This is a genomic window from Caldicellulosiruptor hydrothermalis 108 (genome assembly GCF_000166355.1).
Lineage (GTDB): Bacteria > Bacillota > Thermoanaerobacteria > Caldicellulosiruptorales > Caldicellulosiruptoraceae > Caldicellulosiruptor > Caldicellulosiruptor hydrothermalis.
In genome coordinates this window covers 437,125-453,810 of the sequence record NC_014652.1, presented here as the reverse complement: position 1 = coordinate 453,810, position 16,686 = coordinate 437,125, and the positions used below count along the sequence as shown (strand labels likewise).

24 protein-coding genes are annotated in these 16,686 nt (G+C 39.9%); all 24 read right to left on the bottom strand.

Annotation, left to right across the window (positions count from 1 at the left end; translation table 11 throughout):
- The 24 genes from CALHY_RS02060 to CALHY_RS01940 all read right to left on the bottom strand — a co-directional run bounded on the left by CALHY_RS02060 (position 1) and on the right by CALHY_RS01940 (position 16,614).
- Complete coding sequence (locus tag CALHY_RS02060) at positions 1-1,677, bottom strand: hypothetical protein (RefSeq protein WP_013402362.1); 1,677 nt, start codon at positions 1,675-1,677, stop codon at positions 1-3.
- A gap of 330 nt (positions 1,678-2,007) precedes the next feature.
- Positions 2,008-2,223 carry a LexA family protein gene (locus CALHY_RS02050; protein WP_013402360.1) on the bottom strand — a complete coding sequence of 72 codons (216 nt, stop codon included), beginning with the start codon at positions 2,221-2,223 and terminating at the stop codon, positions 2,008-2,010.
- Positions 2,224-2,334: 111 nt separating this feature from the next.
- Positions 2,335-4,542, bottom strand: coding sequence for a peptidoglycan DD-metalloendopeptidase family protein (locus CALHY_RS02045; protein WP_013402359.1), 2,208 nt, complete (start codon positions 4,540-4,542; stop codon positions 2,335-2,337).
- A 27-nt stretch (positions 4,543-4,569) separates the two neighbouring features.
- Positions 4,570-4,860: a hypothetical protein gene (locus CALHY_RS02040; protein WP_013402358.1), complete on the bottom strand. Its 291-nt coding sequence runs from the start codon at positions 4,858-4,860 to the stop codon at positions 4,570-4,572.
- Positions 4,844-5,215, bottom strand: coding sequence for a DUF7768 domain-containing protein (locus tag CALHY_RS02035; protein ID WP_013402357.1), 372 nt, complete (start codon positions 5,213-5,215; stop codon positions 4,844-4,846). The genes CALHY_RS02040 and CALHY_RS02035 overlap by 17 nt, the downstream gene beginning before the upstream one ends.
- Positions 5,197-5,571 carry a RusA family crossover junction endodeoxyribonuclease gene (locus CALHY_RS02030; RefSeq protein WP_013402356.1) on the bottom strand — a complete coding sequence of 125 codons (375 nt, stop codon included), beginning with the start codon at positions 5,569-5,571 and terminating at the stop codon, positions 5,197-5,199. Before CALHY_RS02030 ends, CALHY_RS02035 begins: the two co-directional genes overlap by 19 nt.
- A gap of 147 nt (positions 5,572-5,718) precedes the next feature.
- Positions 5,719-6,243 carry an HD-GYP domain-containing protein gene (locus tag CALHY_RS02025; RefSeq protein ID WP_013402355.1) on the bottom strand — a complete coding sequence of 175 codons (525 nt, stop codon included), beginning with the start codon at positions 6,241-6,243 and terminating at the stop codon, positions 5,719-5,721.
- A 64-nt stretch (positions 6,244-6,307) separates the two neighbouring features.
- Positions 6,308-6,775 carry a single-stranded DNA-binding protein gene (locus CALHY_RS02020; RefSeq protein WP_013402354.1) on the bottom strand — a complete coding sequence of 156 codons (468 nt, stop codon included), beginning with the start codon at positions 6,773-6,775 and terminating at the stop codon, positions 6,308-6,310.
- 16 nt (positions 6,776-6,791) lie between these two features.
- Entirely contained in the window at positions 6,792-7,427 is a 636-nt protein-coding gene (locus tag CALHY_RS02015) for an SAF domain-containing protein (RefSeq protein WP_238524564.1), read from the bottom strand.
- 18 nt (positions 7,428-7,445) lie between these two features.
- A complete protein-coding gene (locus tag CALHY_RS02010; protein ID WP_013402352.1) occupies positions 7,446-7,652 on the bottom strand; it encodes a hypothetical protein in 207 nt (68 codons plus the stop codon).
- A gap of 56 nt (positions 7,653-7,708) precedes the next feature.
- Positions 7,709-7,921, bottom strand: a complete 213-nt coding sequence (locus tag CALHY_RS02005) for a hypothetical protein (RefSeq protein WP_013402351.1) — start codon at positions 7,919-7,921, stop codon at positions 7,709-7,711.
- A gap of 16 nt (positions 7,922-7,937) precedes the next feature.
- Positions 7,938-8,378, bottom strand: coding sequence for a prepilin peptidase (locus CALHY_RS02000; RefSeq protein WP_013402350.1), 441 nt, complete (start codon positions 8,376-8,378; stop codon positions 7,938-7,940).
- A gap of 8 nt (positions 8,379-8,386) precedes the next feature.
- A complete protein-coding gene (locus CALHY_RS01995; protein WP_238524563.1) occupies positions 8,387-8,914 on the bottom strand; it encodes a hypothetical protein in 528 nt (175 codons plus the stop codon).
- Entirely contained in the window at positions 8,847-9,278 is a 432-nt protein-coding gene (locus CALHY_RS01990; RefSeq protein WP_013402348.1) for a hypothetical protein, read from the bottom strand. The genes CALHY_RS01995 and CALHY_RS01990 overlap by 68 nt, the downstream gene beginning before the upstream one ends.
- A 66-nt stretch (positions 9,279-9,344) precedes the next feature.
- Entirely contained in the window at positions 9,345-9,533 is a 189-nt protein-coding gene (locus CALHY_RS01985) for a hypothetical protein (RefSeq protein WP_013402347.1), read from the bottom strand.
- 20 nt (positions 9,534-9,553) lie between these two features.
- Positions 9,554-9,739, bottom strand: a complete 186-nt coding sequence (locus CALHY_RS01980; RefSeq protein WP_013402346.1) for a hypothetical protein — start codon at positions 9,737-9,739, stop codon at positions 9,554-9,556.
- The gene (locus CALHY_RS01975; RefSeq protein ID WP_238524562.1) at positions 9,740-10,474 is read right to left on the bottom strand and encodes a dolichyl-phosphate beta-glucosyltransferase; all 735 of its coding nucleotides are present in this window, start codon (positions 10,472-10,474) and stop codon (positions 9,740-9,742) included.
- A gap of 10 nt (positions 10,475-10,484) precedes the next feature.
- Positions 10,485-10,673 carry a hypothetical protein gene (locus CALHY_RS01970; RefSeq protein WP_013402344.1) on the bottom strand — a complete coding sequence of 63 codons (189 nt, stop codon included), beginning with the start codon at positions 10,671-10,673 and terminating at the stop codon, positions 10,485-10,487.
- 5 nt (positions 10,674-10,678) lie between these two features.
- Positions 10,679-11,347 carry a class I SAM-dependent methyltransferase gene (locus CALHY_RS01965; RefSeq protein WP_013402343.1) on the bottom strand — a complete coding sequence of 223 codons (669 nt, stop codon included), beginning with the start codon at positions 11,345-11,347 and terminating at the stop codon, positions 10,679-10,681.
- A 26-nt stretch (positions 11,348-11,373) separates the two neighbouring features.
- A complete protein-coding gene (locus tag CALHY_RS01960) occupies positions 11,374-12,762 on the bottom strand; it encodes a hypothetical protein (RefSeq protein WP_238524561.1) in 1,389 nt (462 codons plus the stop codon).
- A gap of 5 nt (positions 12,763-12,767) precedes the next feature.
- Entirely contained in the window at positions 12,768-13,526 is a 759-nt protein-coding gene (locus tag CALHY_RS01955; RefSeq protein ID WP_013402341.1) for a hypothetical protein, read from the bottom strand.
- 6 nt (positions 13,527-13,532) lie between these two features.
- On the bottom strand, positions 13,533-14,285 hold the full coding sequence (locus CALHY_RS01950; protein ID WP_013402340.1) for a hypothetical protein: 753 nt from the start codon (positions 14,283-14,285) through the stop codon (positions 13,533-13,535).
- Positions 14,251-15,387 (bottom strand): ATPase, T2SS/T4P/T4SS family, encoded by a 1,137-nt coding sequence (locus CALHY_RS01945; protein WP_013402339.1) that lies wholly within the window; start codon positions 15,385-15,387, stop codon positions 14,251-14,253. Before CALHY_RS01945 ends, CALHY_RS01950 begins: the two co-directional genes overlap by 35 nt.
- A gap of 6 nt (positions 15,388-15,393) precedes the next feature.
- The gene (locus CALHY_RS01940; protein ID WP_013402338.1) at positions 15,394-16,614 is read right to left on the bottom strand and encodes a hypothetical protein; all 1,221 of its coding nucleotides are present in this window, start codon (positions 16,612-16,614) and stop codon (positions 15,394-15,396) included.
- Positions 16,615-16,686 lie beyond the last annotated feature (72 nt).

Below are 16,686 nucleotides of genomic sequence, written 5' to 3'. Positions count from 1 at the left end.
TCACTCCTCTAAGAGGCCTGTAAGTAATTTGAGTATTTTTTCAGTATTAATGTAACTTGTGATGACATATTTTAGTTTTAATTTCTTGACTGCATTTATTGCTTTGTAGTAGCCTGTATGATTCAGGATTTTTGAAATGAACACAACAACGTCAACAGTAGCAAGAATATTTTCATCATAGTTTAGTCGTCCAACTTCTATGTGCAGGAGTTCTTGTACATAGTTTTTAAGTTCATCAAATTGTCCTTTATGCCCTCCAATAATAGCTATTTTCTTGTCTTTTAGAACAGAATAGTCATTTACTGCTGGTTGTGGTGTTTCTATCTCCTCTTCAAAAACTATACTTCTCAGTTTTGCAAGTTCTTCTATGTCTGCTTTGTACTTTTCGAGTTCTTGCACAAGTTGACTGTTTTCTTTTTTGAGTTGTTCATTCTCAGTTAACAACTTTTCGTAGTTTGATTTATAAAATTCAAGTTGATTTTTTATTACATCATAATTACTGTATTGTTTTTTAAGTCCGTTATAACGTGCTTCGAGTAGCTTAAGTTTTTTTATCTCTTCTTGCAAACTTTCGATATCCTCTTGTTCTTTCTTTTGAATAACAAACTTCGTGACATATTCACTATGCAGTGTTGCGTATTGTTGTTTAAGTTTCACATAGTCTTTTAAAAGTGGCCACAAATACACAGATATAACAATGATATCTTGCAACTTTGAGAGTTTTTCTTTTTCGGACATGTTATTAAAAAGTGGCTGGCACATATATGCAAAAGAGTATATATGCTCTATGTCTTTGTGGTCAAGGTTAGCATATTGAAGTTCGGGCACATCAACATCGAATATGTCAAACATATAGGCTAAAACTGAGTTCAGTTTCGGATATACAGCATTGATTATATCCTGTGCAGGTACAGCATTCAGTTTTTGTAAGTAGGAATCTATAGGTGGAACGTTTTTTGCTTGCTGTGTCTCAGCATTAAATTCATCGCGAATGAAATACATTCTGAAGAAGTATGGGTTGTTGGTTTCTATAGTTTTTTGTAGTCTCCGTCCCTCTTTTTTGTATTCCTCAAATGTTGCTATATCCATTTTCTTGAAATGCCCTAACATGTCCAGATTTGATACGCATTCATTTTTGTCATCAAATTCTAATCTTGTTCGCAAGTATTCGCTGAAAAATTTGTAGCCATCGTCGATTATAATTTCTTTGCCGAATAGTTTTGCACAAAAAACTGTGAGGAACATGTTCTTTTCATACCAGATAAGTTCTTCCCATGCGTAGTCTTTTCTTTCTTTCTGCGCCAATACCAAACTCCTCAAAACCCTGTCAATTGAAATGTTAGTTGCTGAGACAACACGTTGATATACTTCCGGAAAGGCTTTTTTGAATATGTCCCGCAACATCTCAAAAATATCGTCAAGTATTTCATCATTTTTGAGATTGTCTTCGTTATTGTTTTTTATGTACTCAAAAGCACACAAAAGTTCTCTTGCATAGATAACTGAATCGGCAGGCAGTGAAACAATGGGTGGTTTGTTCCAGTAATCTGATTTGATGCCGTATTCGTACAACTTGTCAAGGTGTTTAAGAATTTTGTTATCTATTATATGCCAAGCTTTAGGATTTATGGAGATTGCTGCAGCAACATATGGATACAAGTCCAGTTTCTTTTCCATAATAGTAGACACTCCCTTCGTGAGTTATATCTCGTCTCTGTCCAATTTTGTTGCGAATATATTTGTAAGTTTTGTTGCAAATAAGGCATATTTTATGAGTTAATTATATCATTTTGGTGTATGATTTGCAACGAAATGATTCTTTTGTTGCAAAAATTTTATTTCTTTCCTCAAAAAAAACTATTGGAATATGAGTTCTGTAAAGATAAAATAAAATTAACCTCAATAAAACCAAACCTTTGTCCTCTTCTAAATCCATGGAGAAGGCTGGGACAGGTACTGCTGCCTGGTGGCGCACCGTCCCGGCCTTCTCCATTTTTGTATTCTCTTCTACACTGCTGTTGGCACAATAGTCCTAGGCTTTCCCTTTTCTTTTGTGATGTATCCTTTCTTTTCGAGTCTTTTCAGATGCCCATGAAGTGTAGATGAAGATTTGATTCCTACCATATCTGCAAGTTCTCTAACGGTGGGTGGATAACCCTTTTCGTTAATGTAGCTTGTTATAGCATACAGTATCTGTTGCTGTCTTTCCGTTAATCCCTGCATAAGCAGACGCTCCTTTCTACAAACAATTGTTTGCTATTTCTATTATACATCCAAAATAAACCAAACACAAGTTTATTTTTTGAAAAGGCTGCAGAAGTTACTTCTGCAGCCCTACTGGAGATTGCCAAGGACTGTTAATGGGTCTACTGGCGTACCGTTAATTCTCACCTCAAAGTGCAGGTGATTACCTGTTGAATTGCCTGTCGAGTCGGCACCCCCGATCTGCTGACCTTTTGTTACCATTTGTCCAACCTGAACGTCTATGTCTGCCAGATGTGCGTAGTAAAACTCATACTCCCCTGATTGCAGGATGATAACCTTGCCGTATCCACTCATCCAACCTGCAAACTTGACAACCGAGTCTTTAACTGCAAAAACAGGCTGACCATAGGTTGTAGCAATGTCGATACCGGTGTGCATTTTCCACGTTTTATAGATTGGGTGGTAGCGCATACCGAACGGGCTTGTAATATTCATATCGCCTGCGACAGGTTTAGCAATTTCAGGGTTTGCAAGCATTTCACCGACAGATTTATAAAGCTGTGCCTGTGCTATAAGTTGCGGAGCGTATTCACTTCTTGTTTTTGCGTAGTTGTTTGGAGCATCCCATTTCTTAGCACCACCTATTCCCATCCAGTAGCCTGCAAGTGCAGGGATTACTTGTTCTTTCCATCCATCACCCTGCCAGTCTATTGAAGATGGATCTCCCACCATTTCTTTGATGCAGTTGTAAATTGTCCAGCTACCAATCAGAACCTGGTCTCTCGGGTTATTGATATCTCCTGTGATTGTTACATCAGGGAATGCGTTTTTGAAAGTTTCAACTCTGCTGTTCCAGTATTTTTGTTGTACCTGCATGAGTCCAACTGCGACACCATCTGAGTTCGGTGTTCTTGCCTGCGGATTGAATGAGCTTTCTCTGTATGCTATTGCACCCAAAAACCAGTATGGTATACCAAAGAGTTTTTCAGCTTCCTGGAACATCAGCAAAAACTGAGCAGGGATATATGAACTGCTGACATAACCACCAACGTTCATGTAGTCGTTTATCTGTGAAAATACCCAGCTCATATCTTTTGTACCGCTCATGAAACTCAACGCACTGTTAACAATCATTGATCTGGCAAGTGCAATATCTTCTTTTGGATTGTCTTCCAGAATCATCTCTTCGAGTCTTTCATATTCTTTGCCAATGGCATTCTGGTTACTAAGTTCAGGGACTGTTTCCACTACCTGCAGTATTTCTTCTTTTTCAACTTTTTTCTCTCCATCGGTGTGACTCACGTTACTTGCACCGTTTTCAGGACTGAATGCTGGTTCTTCTGTTTGTGGTGATGTTTCGACCGTTTTGCTGCTGGTGGAAGGTTTCTGTTCCTTCTCAGCACTGTCGAAGTTGGTCTTTAGCTCGAATTTGGAGTTTATTCCTGAATTGGATGCATGTAAGCAGTCCTTGTTCTCAATGAATTTTTTGGGGTCAAAATCGAGTTTTAAATCCTGGCTTTTCGTCTTTTGGGTTTTCTGTGGTACACTGTTCTGGTATGTGCGTTTGTATTCGTTGATATCATAGCTGAATGTATAGCGTTGTTTGATCGTATCAGCAGCAACTATTAGCCAGATGGGTTGTGTTTCGGTAATTTCAACTTTTTCAGTCCATTTCACGGTAACGGTTTTGTTCTTGTTTTCTGTTTGAGTTTCATATTTTCCTGTTTCAGGGTTGTAGACTTCTTTAGAGACTGTATAGGAATATGTTCTTGGCATTGAGTAGTGCAGAAGTTTTGTTGTAACAGTTCTGCGCTCTGTTTTGATATACAGAAACCTTGGTTTCATTCTTTCTGCTACGTTTGTAAGTTCACCTTTGAGCTTGTTATAGATGTACCACTGTGGCAGGATCTGATTGACAGCGCTTTTAATACCCTGTTTTGCCATTTCTTTTGCAACTTCGTCAAAGTCTTTGGCTTCTGTTATGTCTGCTTTGTTCATAAACTGCAGATACTTGTAATAACTTAATATCCATGCTGCGTTCAGTGCGAGATCTTCATCTGTACCATAGTAATCCAGCAAACTGCCTGACTTTTCTCTTGCAATATCGACAACTTCCTTTTGCAGTTTTTGATTGTGTTCATCATCAAGCCTGTTTGAAATTTCGCCTGCTTCGATAAATGCCTGCAGTGAACCAATGATTAGCAGAATAATCAGCAGCACGCCAATTGTTATAAGGCCGGGTGGACTTTTCAGAAAAGCTATTAAAGCAGCTTTTGCTTTGTGTTTGACATATGCCTTTGCTACCTGTTTTGTTTTTTGCCTGTCAAAACCATACACAGTCCATCACCCCTTCAAGCTTTTGAGTCAGCTGAAAACATCCTGGTTTTCTTCTGTCTCATCGCAGAGTTGAATAATGTCTGACGCAACATCGGTGTATTTGAAACACTCTCTGTACTGTGGGAACTGTACAACAAAAAAGTAGGGATACTTTGCAATTACTTTTCCTGCTCTTGTTCTGTGCTCATAATCAGACTTACCCTGACCGGATGTCCAGGGCACTCTGTTTGTTTTGACTTTTTGCCCTATTTTGAGATCCCTGCGAATTTGCTCAGCAATACCAGATATGTCAGAACAGATATTAGTGTTTCTGCTCATCTGTACCACTCCCCTTTAGAATTTCTTTGACCTGGTCAACTTTCTTGAAATAGAAGCATTTGATGGGTATCCCAAACTTTTTGGCGTATTCGATTTCTCTTCTCATACCTTCCGTTATCTCTGGACCAAACACCCAGAGCTCCTGGCACTCCAAAAGCAGCTGCAAAGCCATTTCGAGACCCTGTTCTCTTTCTGTGGTTTCATCCAAAAACTGGGGAAAATACGCATGCGGGGCTATGGGCAGGTATCCTTCTTCGAAAGCCTTCCTGCAGTACTGCAGCGCTTTCCTTCGGTTTTCTTCCGGATTGTTTTTGTATGGAGAACAAATGTAGACCTTTAACCTGAGTTTTTGCACTTTTGAACACTCCTTGTTTCTTTGATACTGATGACAATCTTTTCGCAGTCCACGGGCGGCAGTTTTCTGATTCTAAGGTCAACCACCTGCCTGTCGTCCAGGAAAGCAACACCATTTAAACCGTCTAAAATTGCTTTCGCAATGTTGTCTATATCCGCTCTCGTCTTTGAATACACGTCAATATTGACCTTAACTGGTTTTTCGATAGGCTTTCTCACAACACTTCTGGTAGTCCAGCCAATGAGTTCCTCGAATTCTCTTGTTTCTCTCGGGGTATACATCTTTCCGTTGCTACCCAGTCGGGGACGAGCTTTCGGAACCGGTCTTGCTGCAATTTCTATTTTGTAACTCCCCACTTCAAAAACCCCCTTGAAAGCGGTTATTTTGCCTTATAAAACGCACCAAAAACTTTGGACAATATAAAAAAACACGTCCCAGCTTAAAGGACGTGCTTAAAAACGACAGTATAAATGGTAATTCAGGCATGTTTTGTATAAGAAAACTCAACAGGTTTTCTTTTCTGTCAAAAACTCTGCCTGTGCAATAGCAAGAGCTTCTATGACTGTGGGGTGGAATATTCTCATGTTCCACAGTTCATCGATTGCTTCCTTTGCTGTTACAGGTTTTTTATACTGTCGCCACAAACTTGTCATGGCTTCAAATTTGTCTGCAACTGCTACAATCTGAACTGGTAGTGGCAAATCAGATGTATCCTGATGGTGGAGCAGTGCTATCACTGAAAATTCATTTAGACCCAGCAGTTTTAAAAGTTCAGCACCCCATTTGCTGTGGTTTTTGAGGATTTCCTGTTCTTCATTACCTATTGAGATTGATTTATCCAGAAGCGCATTGGGAACAAGCAGTTTCCCTGCATCGTGCAATAGTCCTGCTGTGTAGTAATACTCTTCATCCATTCCCAGGTTCCTGGCTATGATTGTACATAGTTTTGCAACGTTCAATGAATGAGTAAGAAGTGTAGCGTTCTTCTCGCTCATGTTTTGCAAAAGCAGATTCAGTGCCCTTTGCATAAATCCTTTGCACTCCTTCCCTGAAATGTTGACAGCAAAAAAAAGCAGGGCTTTTGACCCTGCTTTAGAATGGTATGTCTTCTTCGGATGTGATAATGCCCTTTTCTGGTGGTTCAAAAGTTTCATCTTCTTCAAAGAACTCTTCCAGTTCCTTTTCAAGCTCATCTTCAGAAAATTCGGGTTCTGTTTCAGAAGTAGTTGCAGTCTGCTCTTTTTGCTGTTCTTTTTTAGAACCTGCAAAATAAAATCGTTCAATCACAAATCTGAAGGTGGGATATTCCACACCATCTTTTGTTTTTCCTCTGGCGTTTTCAGCTCTTGCTTCAACTAAAATTTCACGTCCTTTGGTATAGTGCTGTTCAATTAACTCTGCATTTTTCCCGAATGCTATGCATGGGATAAACTCTGCTTTCTTTTCTCCCTTGACTGTTCTGTCCATTGCAACTGTGATTCTGACAAGTTTGTTGCCGTTTTGTGTGTTAAAGACTTCGGGATCTCTTGTGAGTCTGCCAAAAAACAGACACTTGTTCATATAAATCTCTCCTTTCCTATTTTTCTTTGATTACAAACAAAGTTCCCTGCTTTTCAGCTGACTTCAAAGTCTTTATTGTTGCATCATCACCTGCAACAGCTAAATAACCAATCATCAATGCGGGTGCCTGTTGTGCATTTGTCTGCTGCAATTGTTCTTTAACACTTCGAATATCCCTGAAATTAGCATCGTAAACCTGAATCACTCTAACACGCCACGAAAGCGTTTTGTCCTGAATCACACACCCGAGTTCAATTTCATCCCCGATGTTTATAAAGTCGTATGGAACTGGGTCTATTCTAACAGCTGTCAATTTCATACCATTTGCAAGGGTATCAATAGACAAATCTGTCAGGTGCTCCGGTATAATTGGTTCACCTGCCTTGATGTCATACAGAGCATACCTGCCAAGTATCTGTTTCCGGGTTGTGGCAGCATGGACCGGTGTCCGGACATCCACCCGTGCCACCGATAATTTATCAAGTGTGATTTGAGCACCTGCCGGTATGTCCTGTTTTGCCACAATTATCAGCTGATACTGGGGTTTGTTTGCTGTATTTGTGAGCAGATAATACTCTGCAAAAGCCAGACCAGCTGCCAGGATAAGAAAAATAAAGAAAAGACCTATTTTTTTTAGTTTCAAACATCTCACCTGCCTTTCTTTTTGATACTAAAACCCTTCTGTGAGAAATTTGGTAAGCTGATTGTCCAGCGATTGTATGGCAGTATCAATTGTTCTGGCACAGCCCATAATAGATGGTATAACCGCCAGTACGGTGTATACCATCAACAGTGCCGATCCAATTATCTCATTTGCCCCATTTCTGTCCCTGAGTATTTTAACTACCTTTTTAAAGATCCTCTTTACCTTGTTCAAACCATAACACCCCCTTTAAAAACTTGCAGGGGGAAGTTTCCCCCTGTACCCGTTGCTTATTTTTTGACAACCGACAAAAGAACTACCAGGGCAGCAACAAGAACCACTGCAAGCCAGAAAAGTGATTTAACACAGCCCAGTTTTGGATGTCCTTCCTTTTTCATAACATCGAACGGACTCAAAGAGTTAAAGAGCATTGCTGCACATGTATAAATCCCCAATCCAAAACCTGCCAAAATGAGACTGAGATTGAACAATACTGTTCTCATTTGAAAACTACCTCCTTTAAAGTGATATTTTTGTGAAAAGATTAATTATCACAACTGCCACCAGGCCAAAAAACACGAACGGCATGAGCGGCAGTCGCTGTCCCCACATGTTTTCACCTGTCTTCAGCATTCTCCAGTATGCAAATCCAAGCTGTAGAAGTGTACCTGCTGCAATGGCTGTGGTTATACTACCACCCACCAAAAGCGCCAGAGCACTTATGAGTTTCAAATCACCGCCGCCAAGCAGTCTGTAGTACGCAAGCAAAAACAGGCATATAAAAATCAAAATTGCAATCATCAAATTACCATTTTTAAGAATATTTTTTTGCCAGATTGCAACTGCCAGTACAGCTGCTAAAGCCCAGATCCAGTCGGGGATCTGGCGTGTTTTGATGTCATAGTACGAAGCAATTGCTGCAAGTACAGTTGCCCCAAGCAAAGCCAGTAAACTTTGCATCAATTATCTCACCTCTCAAATATATCAATGTCGCTGTGTATAAGAACATCTCTTGGTTTGCCAAAACAATCTTTAAACTGTGTGCTGACAACCACATGTATTGCCGGAAATGATATTACAGTACCCTGCGGACAGGTCGCAGGGACATCACCTGCATCGTAAACTACCAGTTCCTGTATTGTGATTGGCTGAGTGGTTGTTAAAATTTTTGAGTATCCACTGTCGTCTATTTGCAGGTTTTTCTTGAACAGGGTTGTAAAAGCATCTGCTACTGTTTGTTTGCCAGTATCATACAGTATGGTGTCCTGGGAAACATTGTAAAGTGCTCCCATAGCTGATACTTTTATCGCCTGCTTTATTTTGTCATATTGGGTAAGTAGAATTGTTGAGTTCATTGCATATGTGGAAATAGGAATTATGATTGTGAAAAGCAGAACTGATACAAGTATCAGTGCAGAGTCACCGTTTTTATTCCCCAACGTTCTTTTTAGACACCGAGTAATACGGTCCAGCTCTGGCTGTAATAATTTGCACATTTGCACCACCTGCCCTCAAGATTGAAATTCTGACCAGCTTCATCTGTGTTGTAACACCAAGCCTGACTTCGTTCCCGAAATCTACTGGATAAGGGGTATAGTCAATTGTAGTTTTGCTCATATCGCAGCCTATTGATGTCAGGTTCTCAACAAGTTCAATGTAGCGTGAAGTTGTAAGTCCACCTTCTGATTCCATGATTGTAAGATATTTTTGTACAATATGATCAAGTCTTTGATACTTCTGCGCATCCAGGTACATTAAAATCGGGTTGAAGCTCAGTGATAATATAAGCGGCAGGACAATAAGGAACGAAATCACACTTGAATTACCTCTTCTATCTTTCAAAAGCACAAGAAATTTCATGTTTACCACCTTCTTTTTTGGACTTTCTCAAAAAAAGAAAGGCAGGGTAGAAAAACAACCCTGCCATCATGGAATTTGATTGAGCTGCTGCTGAATCTTGACGTTTAAGTTATTGTACCCGCCGCTGATAGTTGTGCCGAGATTTTTAAGTGGAGTAGCCATAACGAGTACAACAAAGATGAGCAAAAATGCACTGCCCATCATTTCAGACACACCTGAAGTATCCCTGAAAACTTCAGCAATTCTTCTTAACATGCCAGTTTACCCCCCTTTCATCATGGTATTTGATTTAACTGCTGCTGAATCTTGGTATTGAGTGTGTTGTACCCGCCGCTGATGGTGGAACCAAGATTTTTAAGCGGTGTTGCCATGACAAGTACAACGAATATCAGCAGAAAAGCTGAGCCCATCATTTCAGAAACACCAGAGTTGTCTTTAAACACTTCAGTAATTTTTCTCATCTACATCACTCTCCTTGCCTGAATAATTTTTCTGTATTCCAGCGGGCTGAGCCCGTTGTAGACACTGGCAAGTTTGATAAGGGATTTGAGCATTTCGAATACAGAACTCAATTTCACATGACTGCCTTTTTGTTCCTGCCATATTATACCTATCTCTGCAATTGAAAGTTCCAGCAACTTTGCTCTCAGTAAAATCTCAATATCGAACGCAAATCTGTTTGCTACTAATGGTTCTGCGAACAGCAGTTTTGCTGCTTCCGGACGGAAGAACTTGAGTCCGCACTGTGTGTCATGGACCTGCAGTTGCAAAACCTCATGCACTATTGTCGAAAAAACTTTACCTGTGAGTTTTCGCATTGGACTTCTATTAACAACTGAGTCCGGCATTGAACGTGAACCTGTAACAATGTCAAAGTCCTTGAGTTTTGCAATGAGTTTTTCCCACTGGTCAGGTGATACACTCAAATCAGCATCCGTAAATCCAACAAAGTCAGGGTCTGTTTTTAAGGCTTCCAGAATCCCCACCCGCACCGCATATCCCTTGCCCATGTTTTTATCCAGCCTTATGCATTTGCCAAGTCTTTCTGCCACTCTGAATGTACCATCATTTGACCCATCATCTACAAAGATGAGTTCATACTGTTTTTTGAGTTTGTACCATGTGACAAAGTTACAGTGCAGTCTGAAAAACTCATTGTAGCAGGGAACGACTATTGCTCCTTTCAAGTTACACACCTTCTTTCTTTCACGGAATCTGATTGAGTTGCTGCTGTATTTTAATGTTCAACCTGAGATAGCCGTTTGCGATGGTGTTACCGAGATTTTTAAGTAGAGTAGCCATAACGAGTACAACAAAGATGAGCAAAAATGCACTGCCCATCATTTCTGAAACACCGGTTCTGTCTCTGAGTACAGCCGTTATTCTGGCAAGCATAGCTTTCACCTCCTTTTCCTTCTAACAATTGCTAACAGGGACATCCCGGCAGGCAGAACCGGTAGCAGGTAGTATTCAACAGAAAATACAAAAAGTAATAGAGCATTTAGCCAGCCGGGTAGAAGTTTTAGATTGTTTTTTCCTCCTGTCAGCAGGCGGAAAACCAGCTCCACCGGGAACAGAAGCGAATTGAAATAGTAGAGTTTGCAGTCAAAATCCCGGAACAGTTCCTTGAGTTGTTTTCTGGTGTATCTTCTGTAGTGTCCGCATACTCTGTCATGTTCAGAGAATAGCCATGGATGTGCTGGTGCTGTAATTATTGCAATACCATTGTCTTTTAAGTTTTCGTTCAGGTATCGTAGTATTATTCTGTCATCTTCCAGGTGTTCCAGCACATCAAGAGCAAGTATAACGTCGTATTTGCCGGTTAGCTTTACATCTTCTATACGTGCCCTTATAATGTTGTGTGAATCGATATTTGTATTGGGGTCTATGCCAGTATACTGATAGAATCTCGAAAAATAAGCAGGACCACAGCCAATATCCAGAACCCTTGGTACATAAGGAGTTCTAACATACCGTTCTATGAGTTTGTGAACGATTTTGTATTTACCCAGAAACCACCAGTGCCTGTTGTAAAGTTCATTTGTCTTTACAAGCTCCTGAGAATCCATCTTAATCCCCCAAAAAATAAAAAGGCTCAGTTGAGAGAACCTTTGAGTTCTAACAAAGTTGCTTCTCTGTCCTGATACAGGACTTTTCCTGTTCCTTTGGCTTTCAGGTATTTGATGTAACCTGAATTTGAGGGGAACAGTACGTACCTGGCTTTTGTTTTGAAAAGCACATCTTCCGGCTTTTCGTTTAAAAGCAGTGTGGAATTGATAAAATCATCCCAGAATTTCTTGTTTGCAAAGTAATAAAGGTCAGCACGACTGTCAATTGAAGGTTTTATTCCCCTCCACATAAGGTAACCGCCGTAGTGATATTCATTGAATACCCTGTCAGTATAGCCATGTGCAATCATATAATCCACTGCTTTTTGCGGCATAATGTTTGCAATGGCGTTCTTAAAAAACTTTTCATCCGGTAATGCAATACTTACCTGTGTCAGCAACAGAACCGGCAGCGCAAAAATTAAAAACTGTTTCAGCAATTTCTCTATTCTCTTATCCTGCAGGACCACGTCTTTAATACTTAAAGCTGCAAACAAAGAGAAAAGTGCAGCATTTCTTATACCCGTCAAAAAAGCAGCCAGCCCGGTAATGAACCATATAACGCCTTTTGTATCTTTTGAAATCTTGATTGCAAACACAAAAACAGTGATTATGGCAAGAGTAAAGAAGAGTATCGCCTTCATGTGAAAGTTGGGAGACTGCCACTCGTTGATGTACTTTATCATGTCCTGAGCAAGAACTGTTTTGAAAAAGTAGATGTATATTCCTGCAAAGTGGGGGTTGATAAGAGACCCGGCAAAGACTACTGGTGGCAGAATAAATTTTTCCCTTTCAAGTTTATCTTTTAAAAGTGTCAGCAAAATCACGACTCCTGTCCCAAGTACCACAGATGAGTGTATGTTCGACCACAGCAGGAATACCAGAAACACAAGTATAAGTCTTGCTTTTTCATTTCTGACGTTGTAATAAACTGCGAGCATGAGTATAAACAGCAGAAGTCCTGTAAGATGTGGTCTTGCGACTATATAGCCTGCTGATGTATACATCAGCATTCCTGCTGAAAACACTGTATAGGACAACGCATTACTGAATAATATAACCCCCAGTAATAAAATTAAGAACACCTGCAGAAGATCAAATATGAACAATCCTGTAAAACCAAATTTGGAGTAAACAGTATACACAATGACTTCCCACAACCATTCATGTGAATACCAGTGCGCTCCCTTAACAGTCCATGAAAATACATCATGGGTAAGTATAGTTTTATGTTTGATCATATATTCTCCTGCTTTCAGATGCCAGAATGTGTCGTTCTGTATGTGATACTCTGTCTGTATCATGAGCAAAATGTAAGCAAGCAAAAATGTAAAGACAACTATGGCTAATTGATATATTCTCTTGCTGCTTGACACTTTTATCACTTCCCCAGTATTTGATTAAGCGTATCGGTTGCCAGTTTAAACAGTGGAAAGAAATAGATACTGATCAATGCAAAGACCATTGCTACTATTGCGTAAGTGGTATAACTTCTTGCTTTATCGCTCTTTTTGTAGATTTGCTCTATTTTGTTCATGGTCTCAACCTGGGAAAATACCTCCAGTGACTGTATTCCACTAAGACCTACCTTTTCAACCTCAAGAAGTGCTCTTTTGAGTATTTCAAGCTCAGGTAAATCCAATTGGCTACGTAAGATTGTAAAACAGTCTTCTATATTGTGTGTTGTTTTGTATGTCGCAGCAGCCTGCAAAAAAGCATCTTTATATCGTGGTTCCACTATTGTTTCGGCAATGACGGCAAAAATCCTGTCAAGGCTTAAACCTGCTTTTAATCCCAGTTCGCACATAAGTGCAATATCTGCGATACTTGAACGAAGTTTGTTTTTCCGGGTTCTTTCAATCTCTTTTGGTAGTTCGTGACCAATCATGCCAAAACCTGTTGCAAGTAAAATCTGGGCAACCAGCCCTTCAGCTCGAACAAGCCTGGCAAACAAAAATCCGCCCACTGCAAATAACACAGTAAGCGGAATTGTCAGGTTCTGAAAGGCAAATTTGTCTGTTTTGCTGCTGGCGACAATGAGTCTTGATATTTTCTTTTCTGTAATGATACTGTATAAGACCACACCCATCACGGCAAGGACTACTGTCTGAATAACCAGTGGTAAATACTTCTGTATCAACAGATATCACTCCCCTTCCAGCCATTTTGACATTACTTTACCCAGCAGCAGTGCAAATATCACTGCACTCATTACAAATACAAACGTAGCCGGAGTTATACCTTCAGTTATCTGCTGGGTTGAAAGCGCATTGTTGAACATGTAGAGCGTGATAATACTCATGATGAAAATCATGATCAGCCCGTAGCTAATGGAAGATCTGAGCTGCACCATTGCCCTGTTCTTCTCCTGTTCTGTATCAATAAGCCTTCGTGTTATACCTGTGATATCAGCGCCTGTTGTATCTGCTGTTAAAAGCAGCATGAAAAAATTTCTGTAGCTTTTGATGTCTATTTCATCTGCTATGCGGGTAAACAGTTCTTCATATGCCAGCTGTCCTTTTTCATACAGGAGCAGGTTTTTAAGGACTATCCCTTTTACAGGTTCGTCAATGAAGTCGCAGGTTTCTTTGAGGCTTTTCATAACGTTTTTGTTTATGGCATAAAACCCCGCAAACGTGGACAGAAAACTTATAAATCCCTGATTTAGTTTATCCTTTGCTCTTGCGACCAGATAGTCATACAGGAATGAAAGAAACACAAAACTTATTACTGCAAGACCAATACCCTGCAGGACACTGTAGCGAATCCCAAACGCAAAAAAAACTATTGTTACTGCAATTTGGACTGCAAAGTAGACTTCAAAGAACAGGAAGTTATTAATTGTGTATCGCAAAAACTTATCTCTACGTTTGTAATACATCCAGAACTTCTTCAGCACAGCTATTCGCCTCTTTTCTCACACGATAGATTTGTTTTAGGCTGAATCTTTCCATGTACAGAATATAGTCCACCGAGTGAATTATGACATTTCTCAGGAAGTTTTCGCTCAGGTCATTATCAGCCATTTTCATGAGGATAATAAGCTTTTCAATTGCTTCTTCTGCCGAGTTTGAATGTATTGTAGTCATAGACCCCCACATACCGGAGTATACTGCCATAATCCACTCATAGGCTTCTTTGCCTTTGATTTCCCCTATGATGATTCGATCAAGAGACTCTAAAAGTCCCAGTCTGGTAAGTTCAAACAACGAGTATTCTTTGATATTTGGATTGTCCGTTTGCCTTATGAGTTCAACCCATGAGTTGTCATGCAGGCGTGGAATTTCAGCGCTTTCCTGAATTACTTTGTACTGTTCTGCTTCCGGTATCTCTCTGATAAGTGCAGAAAGCAGAGCAGTCTTGCCCGATGCAGGTGCACCGGCTATAACAATTGTTTTTCTTGTCTTTACAAAATCTTTTAGCTGGTTAGCCTGCTGTGGTGTTAACACTTTTAATTCAACAAGTTCATCAAGTGTTCTGCTGGTGGGTGGTTTTCGGATTCTCAACACAGGTGTATCAAGAGTCAACACTTCCAGGGTTGCTACAATTCTAAGCGTCTGTCTCGGGTCGGATACCACTACTTTTGCTTCGTTTTCGTTTATCCATTTTCCGTTCAAAACCACCACACGTTTTATGAATTCTCTCAACTGCTTCTTGGATTTGAACTTTTTATTTGTCCTGTAAACAATGCCGTTTTTCTTGCATGCGATGTAGTCAGGCCCATTTACAAAGACATCTGTAACTTCCGGGTCTTCAAGCAAATCCTGCAGTATGCCGTATCCAACCATGTTGTTTATAACATCCTTGACGCTTATCTTTTTGAATCCCTTTTCGGTTATAATTTTTTGAATTTCACTGCCAAGGTTTGCAAGTTGCAGTTCGTTTGCAGCAATCACTTCCGGTCTTCGTCTTATGAGCTCCTGAATTATCTCTGTTATCTTTTCTTCTTCAAGCTCCTCTGTATCAATACGAAGGTTCACATGCATTGGATTGATTATCACCGGTTATCACCCGCCTATCAATGTTTCAATAAGTTGCGGCAGTGCTTTGTTCATTTTTGTCGGGATTGAATGTACATATTTAAAATTGTTCTGTTCTGCTATATCAACTACAGTTCCTCTATCTATTTCACTTGTTAATCCTTCTCCAAACAGGCATATATGGATTTTTGACTTGTCAAGCCCCCACATGTGTTCAAGTTTGTTAAGTATCTTTAACGTTTTTACAACACTGAATTTTGTAGCTTCAACCAGCACAAGTATTTTGTTGCTTTCAGCGAAAGTTGTTACAACACCGCTTGTCCATATACCATATCCTGCGTTTACTACTGTGTAAGCTGTGCGGCTGATCAACCTCAGGATCGTTAACAGATGTTTTTCATTGACTGTAAAGAATACATCATCGTCTATGCCGGAAAAGATTTTGAGGTTGCCCTGTTTTACAAGATGTTTTTCAAGTAACTCCTGTGTGAGATCTCCTGAGTTTATCATCCTGACAATGTAATCAACGTTGCAGGGCTGGATTTTCAGAATACTTGGTATTCTCGGTGTTATTTCTTCAAAGTCAACAAGAGCGATTTGGCTTTTTATGCGTTTCCGGGTAAAGAAGGCATCAATTCCTTTTGCAAGTTCGATACTGAATTTTGCACTCAAAAATGGATTGTCAAGACTCCAGACACCTATTGGAATTGGCTGAACAAACACTGGTCTTTCTACTTCCACCACCTTTTCCTTCTCAACTACCTTTTCTTTTTCAATCACTTTCTCGACTATCTTCTCAACTTCCTGTGAAGCGGTTTTATAATCTGTCTGTTCTGTTTCCTGCTGAACCTGTTTCGTTGTTACCGCAATGTCTTTTGCACCACTCACTTTTAGATATACTGGCGTTATATCTGCAAATGTACGCGGATTATTGTAAATATTAACTATCTCCTCAATCGTTGCAGAACCTGCTATTATATCATACACCCCGCAGGTGATCAGAAACTTGATCAGTTCTGCTCTGTCTTCTATGTCCGCAAACAGTATAAAGACTATCCTTGTGTTCCTGCTTCTTAACTGAAATATTGTATCTTCTACCGGTATTGAACCTTCCAGGTGCGGTGAAACAATCACTGTTTCAAATTTATTTATCAGCAGATATTCCCGGTAGTGAACAATTTGGGAATCCTTTATCTTTTGTGCAAGCTGATTATCTATTTCAGGTATACCCGTTGCTATTGCTACCAATTCCAATGCACCTCCTGTAAAAACAAAAAGCCACAGAGAGTTTTAATGTTCCCTGTGGCTTTTTTTACATTT